This window comes from Desmonostoc vinosum, assembly GCF_059505385.1.
This window is the reverse complement of record NZ_JCACKM010000074.1, coordinates 16,110-34,070: the sequence shown is the minus strand read 5'-3', so window position 1 is coordinate 34,070 and position 17,961 is coordinate 16,110. Positions and strand designations below refer to the sequence as shown.

The window sequence follows — 17,961 nt, the reverse complement described above, 5'->3', positions numbered from 1 at the left end:
AGACAGAGACGCAGAGAAGAGAACGCAAAGAAGGACTTTTGCAAGAGGTCTATTGTAAAAGGGACTGGAGACTGGAGATTGGGTATAAAATCTAAAAATTACGGTGATTGCTCATTACCCACAACCAAATTTAAAAAAACTTTTCCCAGTACCCAGTACCGCGACTAGTTGAATTTTTAATTATTGATACTATTTAAAGCTTTTTGAGCAACTTTTGTCACATAAATAGTTACAGCAACTGTAGCAATTAATCCAATTACTTGCATTACCCACTGCCAAATTTGGGCTTCTGCGTTGGTTGTTTGGTGAGTTGAGTTAATCATGGCAAGATTACCAGCTAAAGAACCGATGTAAACGTACATTACAGTTCCAGGCACAATGCCAATGGAACCCAAAATATAATCTCTCAGCGAAACTTGTGTTACTCCAAAAGCATAATTTAATAGATTGAAGGGAAAAATGGGTGAGAGACGAGTCAGTAGCACAATTTTCCATCCCTCCTTGGTAACTGCTAGATTAATCGCTTTGAATTTAGGATGTTTATCAATCTGCCGGCAAACCCAATCTCTTGACAGATAACGTCCGATGAGAAAAGCTAAAGTTGCTCCAATTATTGCGGCAATCAACACATAAACTGAACCCCAAAACACGCCAAATAAACAACCTCCTTTTAGCGTTAGCAGTGAACCTGGAATAAATAGCAATGTTGCCAAGTTATAGATAAGTATGTAGGCAATGGGGCCCAAAATGCCAAGACTTTGAACCCTGATGATTAAGGTATGCAAAAATTCTTGAATATTGAAATATCTAGCAGCAAGTATTAGAGTAGCGACTAAGCAACTCAAGATTAACAATTTGAGTTTGAAATTGAATCGGTGCTTACTCATTGATATGGGAATCTGGCTTGATTCGTGGGATTATTTGCGTAGGTAGGGAGTAGGGAATCAATTTTTTTGAGGTGTGCGGAGTTTTTTTAGACATTAAATAGGAGTTCTATATAAATTCGCGCTTAAAAACTTAACTTTCAGGCTCAAAGGCTCAAGTTTTACTTTTGGTAGATTAACATTTGCAATTCAATGTCCTCAAAATATACTATCTACATGAAAAATAGCTTAAAATCTCCTAAATTTCTCCTGGCGATACCAACTGCGAATTTGTGCAGGTGAAACTCCCAGTAAATAAGCAATAATTACTATTTGATTAATCAGCGTAGTTTTAAATACTCCTTTTCGCAACCATCTACGTGCAGAAGTAATCACAGGCGTTGGGATAATTACAATGCGTCCTAAGCGTTTTAAATGACGCATAAGTTCAAAGTCTTCCATAATAGGTAAGTCGGGGAAGTTGCCAACTTGTTGAAATACCTGTTTTGTGAGAAAAATTGCTTGATCACCATATGGCATTTGCCAAAAATGCGATCGCAAATTTACTCCCCACTCTACCAAACGCAAACTCAACAGTGGTGCATCAATCTGCAACTCAAATGCACCTGCTACAGTCCCAGCTTGTTGTAGTGTTGTGCAAACCATAACATCATACCCAACAGGTAAACGGGTATCTGCATGGAGAAATAACAAAATTTCCCCACTAGCAACCATAGCACCTGCATTCATTTGAGCAGCACGTCCAGGAGATGATGAGATAACTTTTACATCCAATGACTGCGCTATTGCAACCGTACTATCTTGAGAGCCACCATCTACCACAATTACTTCTATATTTAGATTAGCTTGATTAGAGACATTCGCGTAGCATTCCGCAGAAAAGCTTGTTGTTTGTGTAGCGTCTCGTAGAGAAGATATAGCTTCTTGAATATTTTTTGCTTCATTCAATGTTGGAATGATAATAGAAATTTTGGCGTTAGTAAAGTTTGTTGAATACATTCGTTTGTTTTTATCTAAGATATTCCATTATTTTTGCAATCAACCAATCTGAATAACTCTTTATTTTGTCATGTAAAATAGTTCATAAACCCATCAACTCAGTTTACTAGTTTCTCTAATTCTTAAATAAATCAGTAATTTACTGATAATCTAGCTAAATTTGAGTTTATCTCCAAGATATTTACTATGACAGCGATCGCGATTAAACTAAATTCGATAATTAAACTTACCGACAACCAATTTTATCAACTATGTCGGGAAAATCCTGATGTCAAATTTGAGCGCAATGCTGACGGAGAACTTTTGATCATGTCACCTACAGGTGGAGAAACTGGAAATCGTAACTCAGAAATTTATGCTGACTTTGTATTTTGGAATCGTCGAACTCAATTAGGAATTTGCTTCGACTCTTCCACCTGCTTTAAACTCCCCAACGGTGCAAATCGTTCTCCTGATGTTGCTTGGATAAGAAAAGATAGATGGGATGCACTCACACCAGCAGAAAAAGAAAAGTTTCCACCAATCGCACCAGATTTCGTTTTAGAGTTAATGTCGCCAAGCGATAGTTTACGAGAAACCCAGGCGAAAATGCGGGAATACATAGATAACGGAGTCAAATTAGGATGGTTGATTAATCCTCAAATGCGCCAGGTAGAAATCTATCGTCTTGGCAAACCAGTAGAAGTATTAGCATCTCCACGAGAATTATCAGGAGAAGACGTTTTGCCAGGGTTTATTTTAAATTTGCAAATTCTTTGGGGATAAATTATCTCATATCCACTTGGACTTTAAACTATGACAGCGATCGCGATTAAACTAAATTCGATAATTAAACTTACCGACAACCAATTTTATCAACTATGTCGGGAAAATCCTGATGTCAAATTTGAGCGCAATGCTGACGGAGAACTTTTGATCATGTCACCTACAGGTGGAGAAACTGGAAATCGTAACTCAGAAATTTATGCTGACTTTGTATTTTGGAATCGTCGAACTCAATTAGGAATTTGCTTCGACTCTTCCACCTGCTTTAAACTCCCCAACGGTGCAAATCGTTCTCCTGATGTTGCTTGGATAAGAAAAGATAGATGGGATGCACTCACACCAGCAGAAAAAGAAAAGTTTCCACCAATCGCACCAGATTTCGTTTTAGAGTTAATGTCGCCAAGCGATAGTTTACGAGAAACCCAGGCGAAAATGCGGGAATACATAGATAACGGAGTCAAATTAGGATGGTTGATTAATCCTCAAATGCGCCAGGTAGAAATCTATCGTCTTGGCAAACCAGTAGAAGTATTAGCATCTCCACGAGAATTATCAGGAGAAGACGTTTTGCCAGGGTTTATTTTAAATTTGCAAATTCTTTGGGGATAAATTATCTCATATCCACTTGGACTTTAAACTATGACAGCGATCGCGATTAAACTAAATTCGATAATTAAACTTACCGACAACCAATTTTATCAACTATGTCGGGAAAATCCTGATGTCAAATTTGAGCGCAATGCTGACGGAGAACTTTTGATCATGTCACCTACAGGTGGAGAAACTGGAAATCGTAACTCAGAAATTTATGCTGACTTTGTATTTTGGAATCGTCGAACTCAATTAGGAATTTGCTTCGACTCTTCCACCTGCTTTAAACTCCCCAACGGTGCAAATCGTTCTCCTGATGTTGCTTGGATAAGAAAAGATAGATGGGATGCACTCACACCAGCAGAAAAAGAAAAGTTTCCACCAATCGCACCAGATTTCGTTTTAGAGTTAATGTCGCCAAGCGATAGTTTACGAGAAACCCAGGCGAAAATGCGGGAATACATAGATAACGGAGTCAAATTAGGATGGTTGATTAATCCTCAAATGCGCCAGGTAGAAATCTATCGTCTTGGCAAACCAGTAGAAGTATTAGCATCTCCACGAGAATTATCAGGAGAAGACGTTTTGCTGGGGTTTATTTTAAATTTGCAAATTCTCTGGAGATAAATTATTTTATATCCACTTGAATTCCAACTACTAACTACGTACCAAGAATTAATTGCTAGAGATGAAAAGGCAGATTGTGCATTGGTATCCACCTTTTCTTAAAAACAACACTATGAACTAATTAATCATGGCAGCTGTAAATATATCTGGTAATAGCCAATTGCAAATTATAAATTCACATAATGTAAAAATTGCATCAGCTTTGCATTATTCCCCATTCCCCACCTCACTCAAAATTGCTATACAAGAAATCCCATTGTTGAAGTTCTGCAATCAAGTTAAAAAGTTGTTGCGAATACTGTGTATTTCCTGCCTGATAATATAGATCAGCGGATTTGCGAAAATCAGCGATCGCTCCTTGGTAGTCTCCCAAGTTACGGCGAATATCTCCACGAATGGTGTAGGCTGAAGCCCAATGAGGTTGAAGTTGTAGAGCTTGGTTTAAGTCAGTGATCGCTCCAGGCAAGTCTCCCCACTGGAAGCGGCTGCAACCCCGATTATACCAATCTTCAGCACAACTGGGATCAATAGCGATCGCTCGGTCATAATCTTCTATTGCTCTTTGATAGTCTTGTAAAGCATAGTAAGCGTTAGCCCGCTCGCTGTAAAATATGGCAGAGTCAGGATTGATATGCAAAGCTTGGGTATAGTCGGCGATCGCTCCTTGATAATCTTGCAGAGCATAGCGAGCTAAACCCCGGTTGTAATAAGCTTCTATCAGCTGGGGATTTAATTCTAATGACTTACCATAATCGCTGACGGCTCCTTTTTCATCTCCCAAAAGACGGCGAGCATTACCCCGATGACAGTAAGCTAAAGAAAAGTTAGGGACTAGCTGTATTGCTTGAGTATGATCTGCGATCGCGTCAAAATAATCTTGCAAGGCTTCGTGAGCAATACCACGACCATAGTACGCTTCTGCTAAATGGCTATTAATCTGCAATGCTTGATTATAATCTGCAATCGCTCCTTTATAATCTCCTAAAGAGCGACGAGCCGCAGCGCGATCGCAGTATCCTTCAGCTAGATGGGGGTTTAATTGTAGTAGTCGATTGCTATCTGCAATTGCTCCTTGATAATCGCCCAATAGATGACGCGCATTCGCCCGAAAACCGTGAACTAGAGCTAGAGTCGGATCTCTGTGTAATGCTTGATTATAATCAGCGATCGCTGCATGATAGTCTCCAAGAGCGCCATAAACTAAACCCCGTTCATAATATGCTTGGACATCATCAGGATTTAGTTCTAAAGCTTGGTTAAAATCTGCAATTGCCCGATGATAATTTTTGAGGCGAGAAAGTACAAGACCCCGATTATAGTAAGCTTGTGCAAAGCCTGGGTTAATTTCCAACGTGCGGTTATAGTCAGCATAAATACAAAGTAGCTTGTATTCAGATATTTCGCCTTGAAATTCGGCAAGCGTGTAAACAGTATTACCTCGGTTGTAGTAAGCTTCTGCCAAGTTGGGATCTAGTTCTATTGCTTGGTTATGATCGGCGATTGCTGCTGAATAATTGCCTAACATATGATGAACGATACCCCGATTGCTGTAAGCTAAAGCAAAATTGGGATGCCACTGTAAACAGGAGTGGAAATCTGCGATCGCTCCTTGATAATCTTTGCACTCACAACGAGCTACACCCCGATTATGATAGGCATTGGCGATATCAGTATTGACATAATTAGCTAATTGTGGGCTAATTTCTATCGTTTGCATGTAGTCAGCAATAGCTTTGTCGTAATCTCCCAAGACAAAGTAAGCATTTCCCCGACTATGGTAAGATTCAGCTAAGTTGGGATTTATTTGCAGTGCTTGGTCATGATCGGCGATCGCGCCTTCATAATCGGCTAAAAAGTAGCGAGCATTAGCTCGATTATAGTAAGCCACAGCAAAATTAGGATTGATTTGTAACGCCCGATCAAAATCTGCGATCGCCCCATAATAATCCTTGAGTTCACCACTCAGAATCAAACCTCGGTTACAATAAGCTTGTGCATAGTCAGAATTTAGCCCAATCGCTTGTGTATAAGCTGCGATCGCTTCTTGAGAGTCTCCTTGCAAATAATTATTAAGTCCCTGAGATAAAAGATCTTCAGCATTCATAGCAGGGGATAGGGGATAGGGGACAGGGAACAGACTTAAAAGTTTCTTGGTGTTTAGATTTTATCTACCTGGCAACAGCTATATTTGGGATTTTAACAATATTAAAGCGTGCAACAAAATCATCCGTTGCACGCTTTAATGTTTTCAGTTTAAAAACTATGTACCCCTATTTACGAGTCGTGATGCATAAAGCCCTCAACACTTTCTATAACTTCGTTCCACACTCAGCACAGAAGTTATGGTTGGGAGAATTTTTTGTCCCACAGTGGCTACAATAAACTGGTTCTATGGAGGCTTTTGGCGGTTGTTTTGGTAAGCCAACCATTTGAGCGTTGCTCTTGCCTGGGGCTATCATAGGATAACAGTTTTCGTCTTTGGTGACGTGAACATTCATAATGACTGGGCCATTATGTGCCAACATTTCGGCGATCGCATCCTTCAATTCATCTCGATTGTGGATGATCATGCCCTTAATGCCATAGGCTTTTGCTAACAACTCAATATCTGGCATCCCTACTTCCATATTTGAGCATGAGTAACGCTCACCATGGAAGGCTTGCTGCCACTGGCGTACCATCCCCTGCCAACCATTATTTACAATCACAGTCTTGACATTTATGCCATACTGTGCCGCTGTGCCCAATTCTTGCAAACACATTTGGAAGCTGGCATCGCCGCTGATACAGATCACCTCTTCATCAGGAAATGCGACTTTTGCCCCAATTGCCGCAGGTAAGCCAAAACCCATCGTTCCCAAGCCAGCGCTAGAAATCCAGCGTCTAGGGCCATTCTTGAGGAATTGTGCTGACCACATTTGATGTTGACCAACATCTGTAGTGTAGAAAGCATGGGGTGCTTGACTACCAACTTCTGCAATTACCTCTTGGGGAGAAATGCTATCTGGATGCTGGGGTATGACTAAGGGATACTCTTCTCGCCAGCGGTTAATTAATTTCAACCATTCTTGGGTTTGGTTGGGTGTACCTGTTTCGCCAGTTTTCTTGCAGCGACGCAACAAGTCAACTAAGACATGCCGCACATCGCCAACGATGGGGACTTCGGGAATGCGGTTTTTACCAACTTCTGCCGGGTCGATGTCAATGTGGATGACTTTGGCACGGGAGGCGAATTCATCTAACTTCCCGGTCACGCGGTCATCAAATCTCGCACCGACACAAATCAGCAAATCACAATCTGTAACTGCAAAGTTGGCGTAGGCGGTGCCGTGCATTCCCAACATCCCCAAAGCTAGGGGATGGTATTCGTCAAAAGCACCGATACCCATCAAGGTTGTGGTGACGGGGATATTGAATAACTCAGCTAGCTGTTTGACTTCCTCGTGTGCGCCTGCGGCGATCGCACCCCCACCGACGTACAATAAGGGGCGGCGACTTTCGCGGATTAATTGAATGGCGGCGTTAATCTGTTTGGGATTTCCCTTCACAGTTGGACGATACCCCCGTAACTTGACTGAACCTGGTTCCACAGGTAGATAGTCAAATTCTTCAAAAGCCACATCCTTGGGTACATCAATCAAAACAGGCCCTGGACGCCCAGTACTGGCGATGTGAAAAGCTTCGGCCACAATTCGCGCCATATCTCTGGGGTCACGCACTACATAGGAATGCTTGACTATGGGTAGAGTAATCCCGTAAATATCAGTTTCTTGAAACGCATCTGTACCGATCATTTTGCGGGCAACTTGTCCTGTGACTACAACCATCGGGATCGAATCCATGTAAGCTGTAGCAATGCCTGTCACCAGGTTGGTGGCTCCTGGGCCAGAAGTGCCAAAACATACCCCTACTTTCCCGGTGGCGCGGGCATAGCCATCAGCGGCATGAGCTGCGCCTTGTTCGTGTCTGACGAGGATATGCTTAATACCACCAGTTGCTTCCACCTTGTATAGGTCGTCATAGATTGGTAGAATTGCTCCACCAGGATAACCAAAAATATGCTCGACGCCGTGGCGCTGAAGGCTGTCAAGCAGAGCAAAACCGCCAGATGCACGTTTGGGTGTCACGACTGGCGGGCTAGAAATATGAGACTGTTTGAGATTATCGGTTTGCGGGGAACTGGTTGGAGTAGGCGAATCTCCTACGGAGACACTTTGTAATCGCACGGTCAAACCTCAGACTATAGCTAAAGTTAATGCAGGAATTCTGTAGTTAAGATTTCATTTTAATGGAAAAGCTTGGTTTATTTCTAACCAAAACTTTTATTTTAATTATGAGGCTGAACCGAAAATAGCGATCGCAATTTTCTTACCGCCCCAAGAATAATTCACTTCAGCAACCGCGATCGCATAAAATACGCAAGATCTGAAAAAAAGATAGTAATCTAGTTATCAATGAAGCTAATATCTCTAACTTCTGGGAAAAGTCAGGAATCTTTAACTTTTCCAGCCAAACTTACTGGAGTTTAGACCAAGCAACAAGAAAAGACCCAGCAGGGCTGAGTTGATATGAGACAAGCTTGAAATAGAAAAATTTTAGATCTTAAGCAGATTCTGGTTATTTTTTACGGGGTTTAGTTGTAGTTTTTTTGACTGTAGGATAGCGAATTCTACGTTGTCGTGGTTGTCCGCTCTTCCAGCTTGGGGACTTTCCGCGAGGTTTGGGTGAACGGGCAGGAGTACCAATCGCCGCTAAAATGCTCCCCATCGCCTGAGCAACCCTTCCAGGGGTCAAAGCGAGGTACGAGCGTCAGCGGTAGCGATAGCGTAGCGTAAAGCCTACGGCATAGCTTCGCTTAGAGCGAGTCATCTCCCAAGGGGAGACGCCAAAGGCGAACGAGCGTCGGTACGAGCGTCAGCGGTAGCGACACAGGAGCGTCGCGTTATTACGAATTACGAATTGGTATAAGACAGACCCAACACAAAACTTACAGGTTATAGAACCGGAGGACTTCAACCCACGGAACTTGTTAAAATTAATTGACAAATGCCTCATGCGTTTTCCATGTTGCAATTAACATCTTCATCAATTGTTACAATTTGTCGAGATTTAAAATGTTATTAATATCTCCTGCACCCTAATAAGCTAATCTGCCTTTAACTTGCATAATCCTTTGCCTCAGAAAGACGCGGAGAGAAGTTGCGTGCGGGGGTTCCCCCCGTTGAGCAAACTTCGGGGGACGCGGGGATGCAATTTGAATGATTATTAGCTTAACTAGAGACTTTTCACAATTCAGATGCGATCGCTATATAGCAATCCTAAATCATGCGTGAGAAGTCGGGGATCTGAACCCCGCGAATTTTCACAAATCAGATAGGATTGCTATAGGAATTATTGACTATTTTCCTATGACTACACAAACAGTATCTGTACCAGAAGTTTATCAAGGTCAGTTTGGGGAATTTACAATTACTCAAAGCGATCGCAATGGCGTAATTATCTACCGCGCTGGGTTGATGGTAGCTGCACTTAGCTTTGCAATTGGTAGCGCCATAGTTTTGTTTAACAACCCAATAGCTTTAACGGCACTGACACCTCTGTATGCTTGTTTTAGTCTTGCTCTTGGTGTTAGTTTACTGACTATTCATATTTATATGGGAGTACTGCACCGATTGTTACAAGTTTTTTGGGCGATCGGCAGTTTGACATCTATTGCCTTAGCATTTTCTAGCAGTGAACCGTTAGCTGTCACTGTCTATAGTCACCCCATGACATTATTTGGAGTTGGTTTTACCTTTGTTGCTTTAACAGGGATTTATTTCAAAGAAGCTTTTTGCTTTAATCGTCTCGAAACTAAAGTATTAACCTTAACAGTACCACTCCTATTGTTAGGACATTTATTAGGCATTTTACCGACTCAACCAAAGTCTATTTTATTAAGTATTTGGGCGATTTTATTTCTAGTGTTTGCTGCACGCAAAGCAGTACAAGCAATACCCCCAGATATAGGTGATAAGTCTGTGTTTGCTTATTTAAAACAACAGCATTCAGCAAAGTAGTGTGAGGATGGAAAGGTGGGAGAAGAACGCGCATATTGGCTGGCTTGGTCGCAAGTTTCTGGGGTTGGGCCAGTATTGCTGCGGAGGCTGCAACAGCATTTTGGTAGTTTATCCCAAGCGTGGAAAGCCAGTCCTGCGCGGTTGCGAGAAATAGAGGGTATTGGTTTTCACACACTAGAAAAGCTGGTACAACAGCGATCGCGTCTACATCCAGAACAACTATTGATTAAGCACCAGCAAGAAAACTCTCATTTCTGGACACCAGCCGATGCTGATTATCCCCGCTTATTATTAGAAACTCCTAGTCCACCGCCAATTTTGTACTATCGCGGTGAAGTTGAACCGCAAGAAAATCTGGGACAAAAACCACTGGTTGGCATTGTAGGAACACGCCAACCCTCGGAGTATGGTATTCGTTGGACTCGCAGAATTAGCACAGCTTTGGCTAAAAATGGTTTTACGGTTGTTTCTGGCATGGCAGAGGGAATCGATACTGAAAGCCACATAGCCACCATCAAAGCAGGTGGACGAACGATCGCGGTTCTGGGTACGGGTGTAGATGTCATCTATCCACCTAAAAATCGAGATTTATACCAGCAAATTTTGACTGCGGGGTTAGTCATCAGCGAGTATCCCGCCAAAACTCCACCTGATCGCACACATTTCCCCCGTCGTAATCGAATTATTGCAGGTTTAAGTCGTGCCATCCTGGTGATGGAAGCACCTTTAAAATCTGGTGCTTTAATTACAGCTACCTATGCGAATGATTTCGGTCGAGATATCTATGCATTACCTGGGAGATTGGACGATCAGCCATCTCAAGGGTGTTTAAAGCTACTAAATCAAGGAGCTTCTTTGATTGTTAGAGAAATAGACGAACTATTAACAATGTTAGGAGCAGTGCCACAACTTGATGTGGTTGAAGGTTCATCAGCATCAGAGCAGTTAAGCTTGCCTATTTTATCATCAGAAATGCAACGAGTTATAGATGCGATCGCCTCTGAAACTTTACCTTTCGATTTTATTGTCCAACAAACGGGCATGGCTGCTGGCTTAGTTTCTAGTGCTTTATTACAGTTAGAACTTATGGGTTTAGTCTCACAACTGCCTGGAATGAGGTATCAGAAAAGTTAAACATAGAGAATTGGTAATAAATCTGTAAAATTACAAAACAACTGCGATCGCCTGACTAAAGCACTGTGAGAGATAATATAAATATGAAATATTAGCTCTTTCGCTAGCAGCATTAATAACTATAAAAACTTTCTGAGGCAGCAAAACAAGCTTGGGAGTAGGGAGTGGGAAATAAGGCTTTTTGGGATGTACTGATTTTTTTCAAAATCAAATACGAATCCTATAATTTATCTTTGGGGATAATATTGGGGATTTGTGGCTGGGGATTGATAACCGCTTATGGGCGTAGTGTTGGGGATAGTAGGATTGATGGTTGGTGATTGATAACCAACTGGGGGTACGGTACTGGTTGTATTGCTTGGTAGCACAGTGGTTTGACTAAACTGTTCGTAAGCAGTACGAGAGATGGAGTTAATGAATTTTTCGGCGCGGGGGTCGTTATTGGGACGTTGTACCATGACAGCAGCTATGTAGCGTTTCCCTGTGGGGATGTCAATTAAACCCGCGTCTGCGAGCATTGTACCAATGTCGCCTGTTTTGTGATAAATTCTAGCACCAGCACCCAGTCCTGCTGGGAGTAGGTTGTTTCTTGCTGTACGACGCATGATATCAAGCATTAGATCGCGCGATCGCATACTTACTAAATTCCCCTGATTCACATTCGCCATCAAATTTCCCAATTCTTTGGGACTAGTGGTGTTTGTGCCTTGCAAATCTGGGAGTTGATTACGAATTGTTGTGGTTGTTAATCCCCAAGTGCGGAAACGCTGATTTAGTCCTTCTATCCCCCCTAGTCGAGCAATCAACATGTTTGTTGCTGTGTTGTCGCTGATTGTAATCATTTTGGTGGCGACTTCTAAGGCAGAATATTGCGTTCCGGCTGGTTTGTATTGCAGATTTCCAGAACCCCCAACTACCATATCTTGTTGCATGGTAAGCATTTCATCCAAGCGAATTTTCCCTGCATCTACGTCTTGGAGAAAAGCAACCAGAATTGGTATTTTAATTGTGCTGGCGGCCGGAAAACTAGCGCCGCCATTGACATCTACGTAACCACCTGTATCTAAATCTACTAAAAATACTCCAGGTGTGAGATTGGGATTTGCTATGGCTAAATTTTGTACGGCATCCTTCAAAGAGATAATTTCTTGAGATAGGTATAAATTTGCACCTGGGGTTGAAGAATTGGCAGTAGGTTGTGGCTGCGATCGCCCAGCATTAGTATTAGGTTGTGTGGAAGAAACTGTAGTAATGCGATTAGCAGGGTCTAGTACTGACAATGCCGTACCGACAATAGCACCAATGCCAACTCCCACAATTAACAACCGGAGGATGTACAACATGGTTCTTGCCATTGGCTTTAACCGCGTCTTCCGCGATGATACCCTAACTCTTTTTGGCAACGCCTGCTTTTCTACTTTCACTGTCTTTAACTTGGCTGCACTTGCTTTTAAAGGAGGAATCTTGCTTTCAACAGTAGCAATTGGTTTAACTGCTGTTGGCATCACTAAGCGTTGTTTTGTGCTGCGTGTACCAGCGGGAATTGGCGGTGGACTGATACTATTTTTTGGACGTGTTAGCGCCATTTCTCTACCAGTAGCATTTGGCTGCTGGTTTTTAACTTTCATCTTTTTGTGTCCCATCTTTTGAACTTTATGGGGATGCTGGCGGCGATTTATGGGTTGACGCCGCGAGAAAGTTGTTGGTTTGTCACTCGACTCTGACACCGCTACTCCTTGTAACCCATTTGACTGTTTTCCTTGCAGACTCCTATCCAAAACTTAGTTTTCCAGTGCTTTGATGAGCAAATCACTTTTCTGTTACTAAGTAGCATTTTTGTGTTTAGTGTAAGCCATATTAATTCTTTTGGGTGGTAATTGCGTAAATCTTAAACGATAAACTATTGTTCGCCCTGATCGCTATGCTCCAAAGCCCATTCTACCTGACGTAAAATCCCGCGCAGCATGGCTACTTCATTTGTTTGCAAGTTAGCGCGATTATACAGTTGTCGAAATTTTTCCATTCGACTATCTGCTGTATGCGGATAAATATAACCTATTTTTAACAGTAGCAATTCTAACTGCTGGTAGTACCCTTCTACAACGTCCAAAGGTGCGAGTTCGGTTTGCGGTGAGGTTTGAGTGGTAAACAACTCCGCAGATTTTGCTAGTTCATAACAGCAAATAGCTACAGCAGTCGCTAAATTTAAAGATAAATAGTTTATACTTGTAGGTATGCGTATAAAACGTTGAGCATAGTTTAATTCTTCGTTACTTAATCCTCGGTCTTCTCGACCAAAAATTAATGCTGTTGGTTTTTCAGATTCTTCTAATAGCCATGGTAGAGCGACATGTGGTGTTTCTAAAGGCACTTCTAAACTCCTAGTGCGGCCTGTAGTAGCGATCGCTCTCACACAACCCTGCAATGCTTCTGGTAATGTTGCTACTAGCACCGCAGATTCTAAAATTTCCTTAGCATGAACTGCCATCCGCAGAGCTTCTTGTGCTAGTGGATCGCATTGAGGATTTACTAATACTAAATTTTGTAGCCCGAAATTTTTCATGACGCGAGCGATCGACCCCAAATTTAGGGTACCAGCTGGTTCCACCAACACAATTCTTAACCCAGCTAATCCCATATTCTACCTCCTGCAATCGCATGAGCCGATAATGGAACTTCAATATAATTTATAGCGATCGCATCCCCTATAATCTCATTAAATAATTCGTAATTCGTAATTAAGTTTTGTAATGGGGACTTAAATAATTCGTAATTCGTAATGACGCGACGCTCCTGTGTCGCTCTAAGCGAAGCTATGCCGTAGGCTTTACGCTACCGCTACGCTATCGAGGACTCGCTACCGCTGCGAAGCGCGTAATTCGTAATTAAATATAAACATGTCTTAATTCCGAATTAGTATAAATGTTATTTTAATGAGAAAATCCCTAAAGATAGCTATAAAGCTTAATTAAGCTAGCTCAGGCGTGGGGCTATGCTCTGTAGCTGTGTTTTTCATTAGCATAGGGTAGAGCTTTACGCGCTCAAGTAGCAAATTATGTCAAACAAACGAGGTTAAATGTCAATATCCAAAATTGCCAGCATTGAAAAACGCTTACAAATAAAGCGTTTAGTAGGAGCAACCCGAATAGTTGCACCTATTATTGAAAGTGATGTAGTTAAGGGATTAACTCAAACACCTAAATCCTTACCTCCACGTTACTTTTACGATGACTTTGGCTCTGAGTTATTCGAGAAAATTTGTGAGTTACCAGAATATTATCTCACACGCACAGAGACAGCAATTTTACAACAGTATGCACATGAAATTGCCAAGATTACAGGTGCTTGTGAGTTGGTAGAACTTGGCAGTGGTAGCTCGACTAAAACTCGCATTTTACTAAATGCTTACAATCAGTTAGGCTACCCTTTGCGCTACCTACCAATTGATGTCAGTGCAGGTATCTTAGAAAGTAGTGCCAAGCAATTATTAGCAGATTACCCTTCACTGCAAATTGATGCCATAGCAGGAACTTACGAATTAGCACTAGCACAACTATTACCGACACAATTACCCAGTCGGATGATTTGTTTTATCGGTAGTAGTTTAGGCAATCTCAAACCTCATGAGTGTGATATGTTCTTTTCACAAATCACAGATGCTTTGCAAGTGGGTGAATATTTTTTGTTGGGAGTAGATTTACAAAAGCCAAAACAGATTTTGGAACCAGCTTATAACGATAGCCAAGGAGTAACAGCGGCTTTTAACCTCAACATGCTCAATCATTTAAATCGGCAGTTTCAAGGAAATTTTGACACAACAGAGTTTAAACACTGGGCATTTTATAACGAGACTGAGCAGCAAATAGAGATGCATTTACGCAGTTTGCGATCGCAAACTGTTGAGTTACAATCTCTCAACATCACTATTAATTTTGCTCCAGATGAGACTATTCTCACCGAAATTTCCCGCAAATTTGACCTCAATAACCTCCAGCAACAACTCACAACACGAGGTTTAGTACCAATTAAAGCTTGGACTGACTCAAATCAATGGTTTGGTTTATTGCTGTGCCAACTACAGGCTTAACGCTGAAGCTGTTGTTAGGGAGGTTAACAGCAGAGAATTCCTTAGAGGATGTTTGAAAAGTTTTGGGCGAATATAATTCGCTACTACGCAAGCGAAGTTCACCTCCTTTGGAAAACACGGAAAATCGAGTTATTGAAACCCACGGAGGTGGGTTTTGTCTGTATAGTCGCGATTTATAATCGCCGAGGTTAGTATTAATTTAGACTTTTCAAACAACCTCTTGGAGTACACCAAAAGATGCGGGTGCGAACCCCATCGTTGTTATTACAACATAATCAAACCTAGTCGCACGCCAGCAGTAACAGCCTCGGTGCGGGTGGAGACACCAAGCTTTTGAAAAATGGATGAGAGGTGAAACTTCACTGTATGCTCTGAGATGTGGAGTTGTTTAGCGATCGCTTTATTAGCCAATCCAGAACCGACCATTTCCAAAACTTCTATTTCTCGTGGTGTCAAGGTTTGTACGGGAGTCGTCGTTATTTTTGCCCGCATTGGTAATGATTCGATCGCATCCGGGTGTAATACTAGCAAACCCAAAGCGATCGCCTCAACAGCAGCCACAATTTCTAACTCTGTACTGATAGCAGGTAAAATACCCCGCACACCAGTACGAAGCGCGACCTCTAAATCAATGCTGTCGGGTTCCTCAATAATTACCAGTACTCCCACTGGGTATTGCTCTGCTTGAATCAACAGCAATTTATCCCATACTAATTGTTGAGGATTGCTGTTTAAATCTAGCAATACTACATCTGGTTGTAATTGCCCAACTTCCCTTGCTAGTACATCCAAATCAGATGCACTTCCCACCACTGTCAGCCGAGGATCGCTACTCACTACAGCCGATAAACCCGCCCGTACTACAGAAGAAGTGGCAACTACCATTACCCGAATCATGTCGCCTCCACAGTGGTTTTTTCACTCCGCAAGACAACATTAATTACAAATTGCTGCTGACCACGTAATACTTGTAAGGAAATTGATTCGTTAGCTTGGCGGTGGTACAAATATTTAGCTAAGTCATTAGAACTAGTAAACACCCGTCCCGCGACTCCAATTAATACATCACCGATTTGTAAACCAGCAATTTCCGCCGCACTCCCAGGCAGAATTGACAACAGCAATAAGCCTAAACTACGTCTGTTGACTAGCACAGGTTGCAGTGTTACACCTAGTTGCGGACGGCTATTACCATGTAAGAAACGATTTACAGCATTGCTGGGGATCGCCACAGCTAAACCATAGGCAATCATGGTGTTAATTCCCACAACGCGACCTAAACAATCAGCTAGTGGCCCTCCAGAATTGCCAGGATATAGTTGAATATCAGCCGTTACCACACCTCGATTGTGAGCGTGAATAATGCCAGTGGTTACAGCACCAGTGTCAGCAAAGGGATTACCCACTGCTAAGACTAATTCACCTACTCGCAATGCATCAGAGTCGCCTATAGTAGCAGTGTTTAAGTCAGTAGCAGCAATTTTCAGGGCTGCCAAATCCTGCTGTGGATCAAAGTGCGTTCTTGTAGCATCAAATACCCTACCATCAAACAATTCCACACTTGCTCGGTTGCTGGTTGCTACGTGAGCATTAGTAATAATTAAACTATTTCCCTGCGTCCTTCCTAAAACGGGCGAAGTCTGCCAAATCACACCAGAACCCCCACCCAAAGAACCACTTTTCACCTTCACAGTACTATTGCGTAGCCTAGCGGCTAACACTGCCAATTCAGCAGTTATGTCAGTAAATGTAGTGTTTGTCATTGGTCAGTTATCGGTTATCAGTTATCAGTACCTGTCAGCTACCCCCACTCGGCCTTTCACCAACTACGATCGCTAACTCCACTAAAGCCCCGCCGCGTATAATTTGTGCTTTGATGGTTTGACCGATGTGATCGCTATTATTAAGTAGTGCTAGTAATTCAGCCGTATCACTGACAGCCACGTTATCAAATGTTACTAGTACATCGCCTAACAATATACCTGCGTTGTCAGCAGGGCCAGCAGGTTCGACATTGACGATAATTACTCCAGTGGCAGAAGGTAAATTTAAGGCTGTTTTTAGGTTGTTTGGTAGGCGTACAGGTTGCATTCCTACACCTAAGTAGCCGCGAGAAATCCGTCCTTTTGCTACTAATTGGTTAACTACGCGATCGACTGTCTTAGCAGGAATAGTAATAGCTGTACCACGCCTTCTTGATGTGTTCATACCTACCACATAACCAGCAGCATCTACGAGTGGGCCGCCTACAAAACCAGGATACAGAGTGATATCTGGACGAATGAATTGGTCGATATTGCCACCGCTCATACTCCGCCAAGCACCACTAACTACACTCACTGCACCCATAGCTGCTCTTAAGTCACCTTCGCTACTCCTTGCTAGTCCCAATACCAGATGACCAACTTTTAGATTGGTAGCGTCGCCAATTTTTGCTACAGGAATTTCTACAACTTCCTGTATTCTAAAGACAGCTATATCAGTACTAGAATCATGCCCAAGCAAGGTGACAGGCGCAGTGTGACCATTGGCTAAAGTAATGGTAATTTCGTCATAGCGCTGGAGCGATTCATCAGAGGTAACAACAATGCCATTACGCCAGTGAATGCCCGTTGGGTTAATGCGTGTACCAGCATTAATTGCAACTACAGCACTCCCCGCTTGCTCTACAGTTTCGGCTAAACTGTTGGACAAAGCCAATAATGAAGACATAGGGACTCTCCATACAAGTTTCTCAATGCTCATATCGTGCCTTTTTCAACCTAGAGGTAGCATCGGAAAAATGGGGAGAATTATACCTAAACGAATGGCTAGT

At 42.3% G+C, this 17,961-nt stretch carries 15 protein-coding genes; 6 read left to right on the top strand and 9 right to left on the bottom strand.

The features are described 5' to 3' along the window. Nucleotides 1-176 precede the first annotated feature (176 nt). Both AC5JMF_RS13125 and AC5JMF_RS13120 read right to left on the bottom strand, forming a co-directional pair. Nucleotides 177-887 carry a TVP38/TMEM64 family protein gene (locus AC5JMF_RS13125; RefSeq protein ID WP_495796163.1) on the bottom strand — a complete coding sequence of 237 codons (711 nt, stop codon included), beginning with the start codon at nucleotides 885-887 and terminating at the stop codon, nucleotides 177-179. Nucleotides 888-1,112: 225 nt separating this feature from the next. Beyond that, nucleotides 1,113-1,883 (bottom strand): TIGR04283 family arsenosugar biosynthesis glycosyltransferase, encoded by a 771-nt coding sequence (locus tag AC5JMF_RS13120; protein ID WP_495796162.1) that lies wholly within the window; start codon nucleotides 1,881-1,883, stop codon nucleotides 1,113-1,115. 186 nt (nucleotides 1,884-2,069) lie between these two features. On the opposite strand from AC5JMF_RS13120, the gene AC5JMF_RS13115 reads away from it, so the two are divergent. Genes AC5JMF_RS13115 through AC5JMF_RS13105 form a run of 3 tightly spaced genes read left to right on the top strand, consistent with a single transcriptional unit; the run spans nucleotide 2,070 to nucleotide 3,866 of the window. Then, a complete protein-coding gene (locus AC5JMF_RS13115) occupies nucleotides 2,070-2,648 on the top strand; it encodes a Uma2 family endonuclease (protein ID WP_495796161.1) in 579 nt (192 codons plus the stop codon). 30 nt (nucleotides 2,649-2,678) lie between these two features. Continuing rightward, nucleotides 2,679-3,257 (top strand): Uma2 family endonuclease, encoded by a 579-nt coding sequence (locus AC5JMF_RS13110; RefSeq protein ID WP_495796161.1) that lies wholly within the window; start codon nucleotides 2,679-2,681, stop codon nucleotides 3,255-3,257. A 30-nt stretch (nucleotides 3,258-3,287) separates the two neighbouring features. Next, nucleotides 3,288-3,866 carry a Uma2 family endonuclease gene (locus AC5JMF_RS13105; RefSeq protein WP_495796160.1) on the top strand — a complete coding sequence of 193 codons (579 nt, stop codon included), beginning with the start codon at nucleotides 3,288-3,290 and terminating at the stop codon, nucleotides 3,864-3,866. A 226-nt stretch (nucleotides 3,867-4,092) separates the two neighbouring features. On the opposite strand, the gene AC5JMF_RS13100 is transcribed toward AC5JMF_RS13105, so the two are convergent. Further along, nucleotides 4,093-5,970 carry a tetratricopeptide repeat protein gene (locus AC5JMF_RS13100; protein ID WP_495796159.1) on the bottom strand — a complete coding sequence of 626 codons (1,878 nt, stop codon included), beginning with the start codon at nucleotides 5,968-5,970 and terminating at the stop codon, nucleotides 4,093-4,095. A 205-nt stretch (nucleotides 5,971-6,175) separates the two neighbouring features. After that, a complete protein-coding gene (gene ilvB, locus AC5JMF_RS13095) occupies nucleotides 6,176-8,092 on the bottom strand; it encodes a biosynthetic-type acetolactate synthase large subunit (RefSeq protein ID WP_495796158.1) in 1,917 nt (638 codons plus the stop codon). A 1,182-nt stretch (nucleotides 8,093-9,274) separates the two neighbouring features. Between ilvB and AC5JMF_RS13090 the strand changes: the two genes are divergently transcribed. Together AC5JMF_RS13090 and dprA are read left to right on the top strand one after the other, a co-directional pair. After that, nucleotides 9,275-9,925 (top strand): DUF2301 domain-containing membrane protein, encoded by a 651-nt coding sequence (locus AC5JMF_RS13090; protein WP_495796157.1) that lies wholly within the window; start codon nucleotides 9,275-9,277, stop codon nucleotides 9,923-9,925. 15 nt (nucleotides 9,926-9,940) lie between these two features. After that, on the top strand, nucleotides 9,941-11,059 hold the full coding sequence (gene dprA / locus AC5JMF_RS13085) for a DNA-processing protein DprA (protein ID WP_495796156.1): 1,119 nt from the start codon (nucleotides 9,941-9,943) through the stop codon (nucleotides 11,057-11,059). A 227-nt stretch (nucleotides 11,060-11,286) separates the two neighbouring features. On the opposite strand, the gene AC5JMF_RS13080 is transcribed toward dprA, so the two are convergent. Both AC5JMF_RS13080 and AC5JMF_RS13075 read right to left on the bottom strand, forming a co-directional pair. Next, nucleotides 11,287-12,786, bottom strand: a complete 1,500-nt coding sequence (locus tag AC5JMF_RS13080; RefSeq protein WP_495796155.1) for a serine hydrolase — start codon at nucleotides 12,784-12,786, stop codon at nucleotides 11,287-11,289. A gap of 173 nt (nucleotides 12,787-12,959) precedes the next feature. After that, complete coding sequence (locus tag AC5JMF_RS13075; protein WP_495796154.1) at nucleotides 12,960-13,697, bottom strand: RNA methyltransferase; 738 nt, start codon at nucleotides 13,695-13,697, stop codon at nucleotides 12,960-12,962. A 438-nt stretch (nucleotides 13,698-14,135) separates the two neighbouring features. On the opposite strand from AC5JMF_RS13075, the gene egtD reads away from it, so the two are divergent. After that, nucleotides 14,136-15,146 (top strand): L-histidine N(alpha)-methyltransferase, encoded by a 1,011-nt coding sequence (egtD, locus tag AC5JMF_RS13070; protein ID WP_495796153.1) that lies wholly within the window; start codon nucleotides 14,136-14,138, stop codon nucleotides 15,144-15,146. Between the two features lie 264 nt (nucleotides 15,147-15,410). On the opposite strand, the gene AC5JMF_RS13065 is transcribed toward egtD, so the two are convergent. Genes AC5JMF_RS13065 through AC5JMF_RS13055 form a run of 3 tightly spaced genes read right to left on the bottom strand, consistent with a single transcriptional unit; the run spans nucleotide 15,411 to nucleotide 17,858 of the window. Further along, on the bottom strand, nucleotides 15,411-16,043 hold the full coding sequence (locus tag AC5JMF_RS13065; RefSeq protein WP_495796152.1) for a response regulator transcription factor: 633 nt from the start codon (nucleotides 16,041-16,043) through the stop codon (nucleotides 15,411-15,413). After that, a complete protein-coding gene (locus tag AC5JMF_RS13060; RefSeq protein WP_495796151.1) occupies nucleotides 16,040-16,909 on the bottom strand; it encodes a S1C family serine protease in 870 nt (289 codons plus the stop codon). The genes AC5JMF_RS13065 and AC5JMF_RS13060 overlap by 4 nt, the downstream gene beginning before the upstream one ends. A gap of 34 nt (nucleotides 16,910-16,943) precedes the next feature. Continuing rightward, nucleotides 16,944-17,858 (bottom strand): S1C family serine protease, encoded by a 915-nt coding sequence (locus AC5JMF_RS13055; RefSeq protein ID WP_495796150.1) that lies wholly within the window; start codon nucleotides 17,856-17,858, stop codon nucleotides 16,944-16,946. Nucleotides 17,859-17,961: the final 103 nt, after the last annotated feature.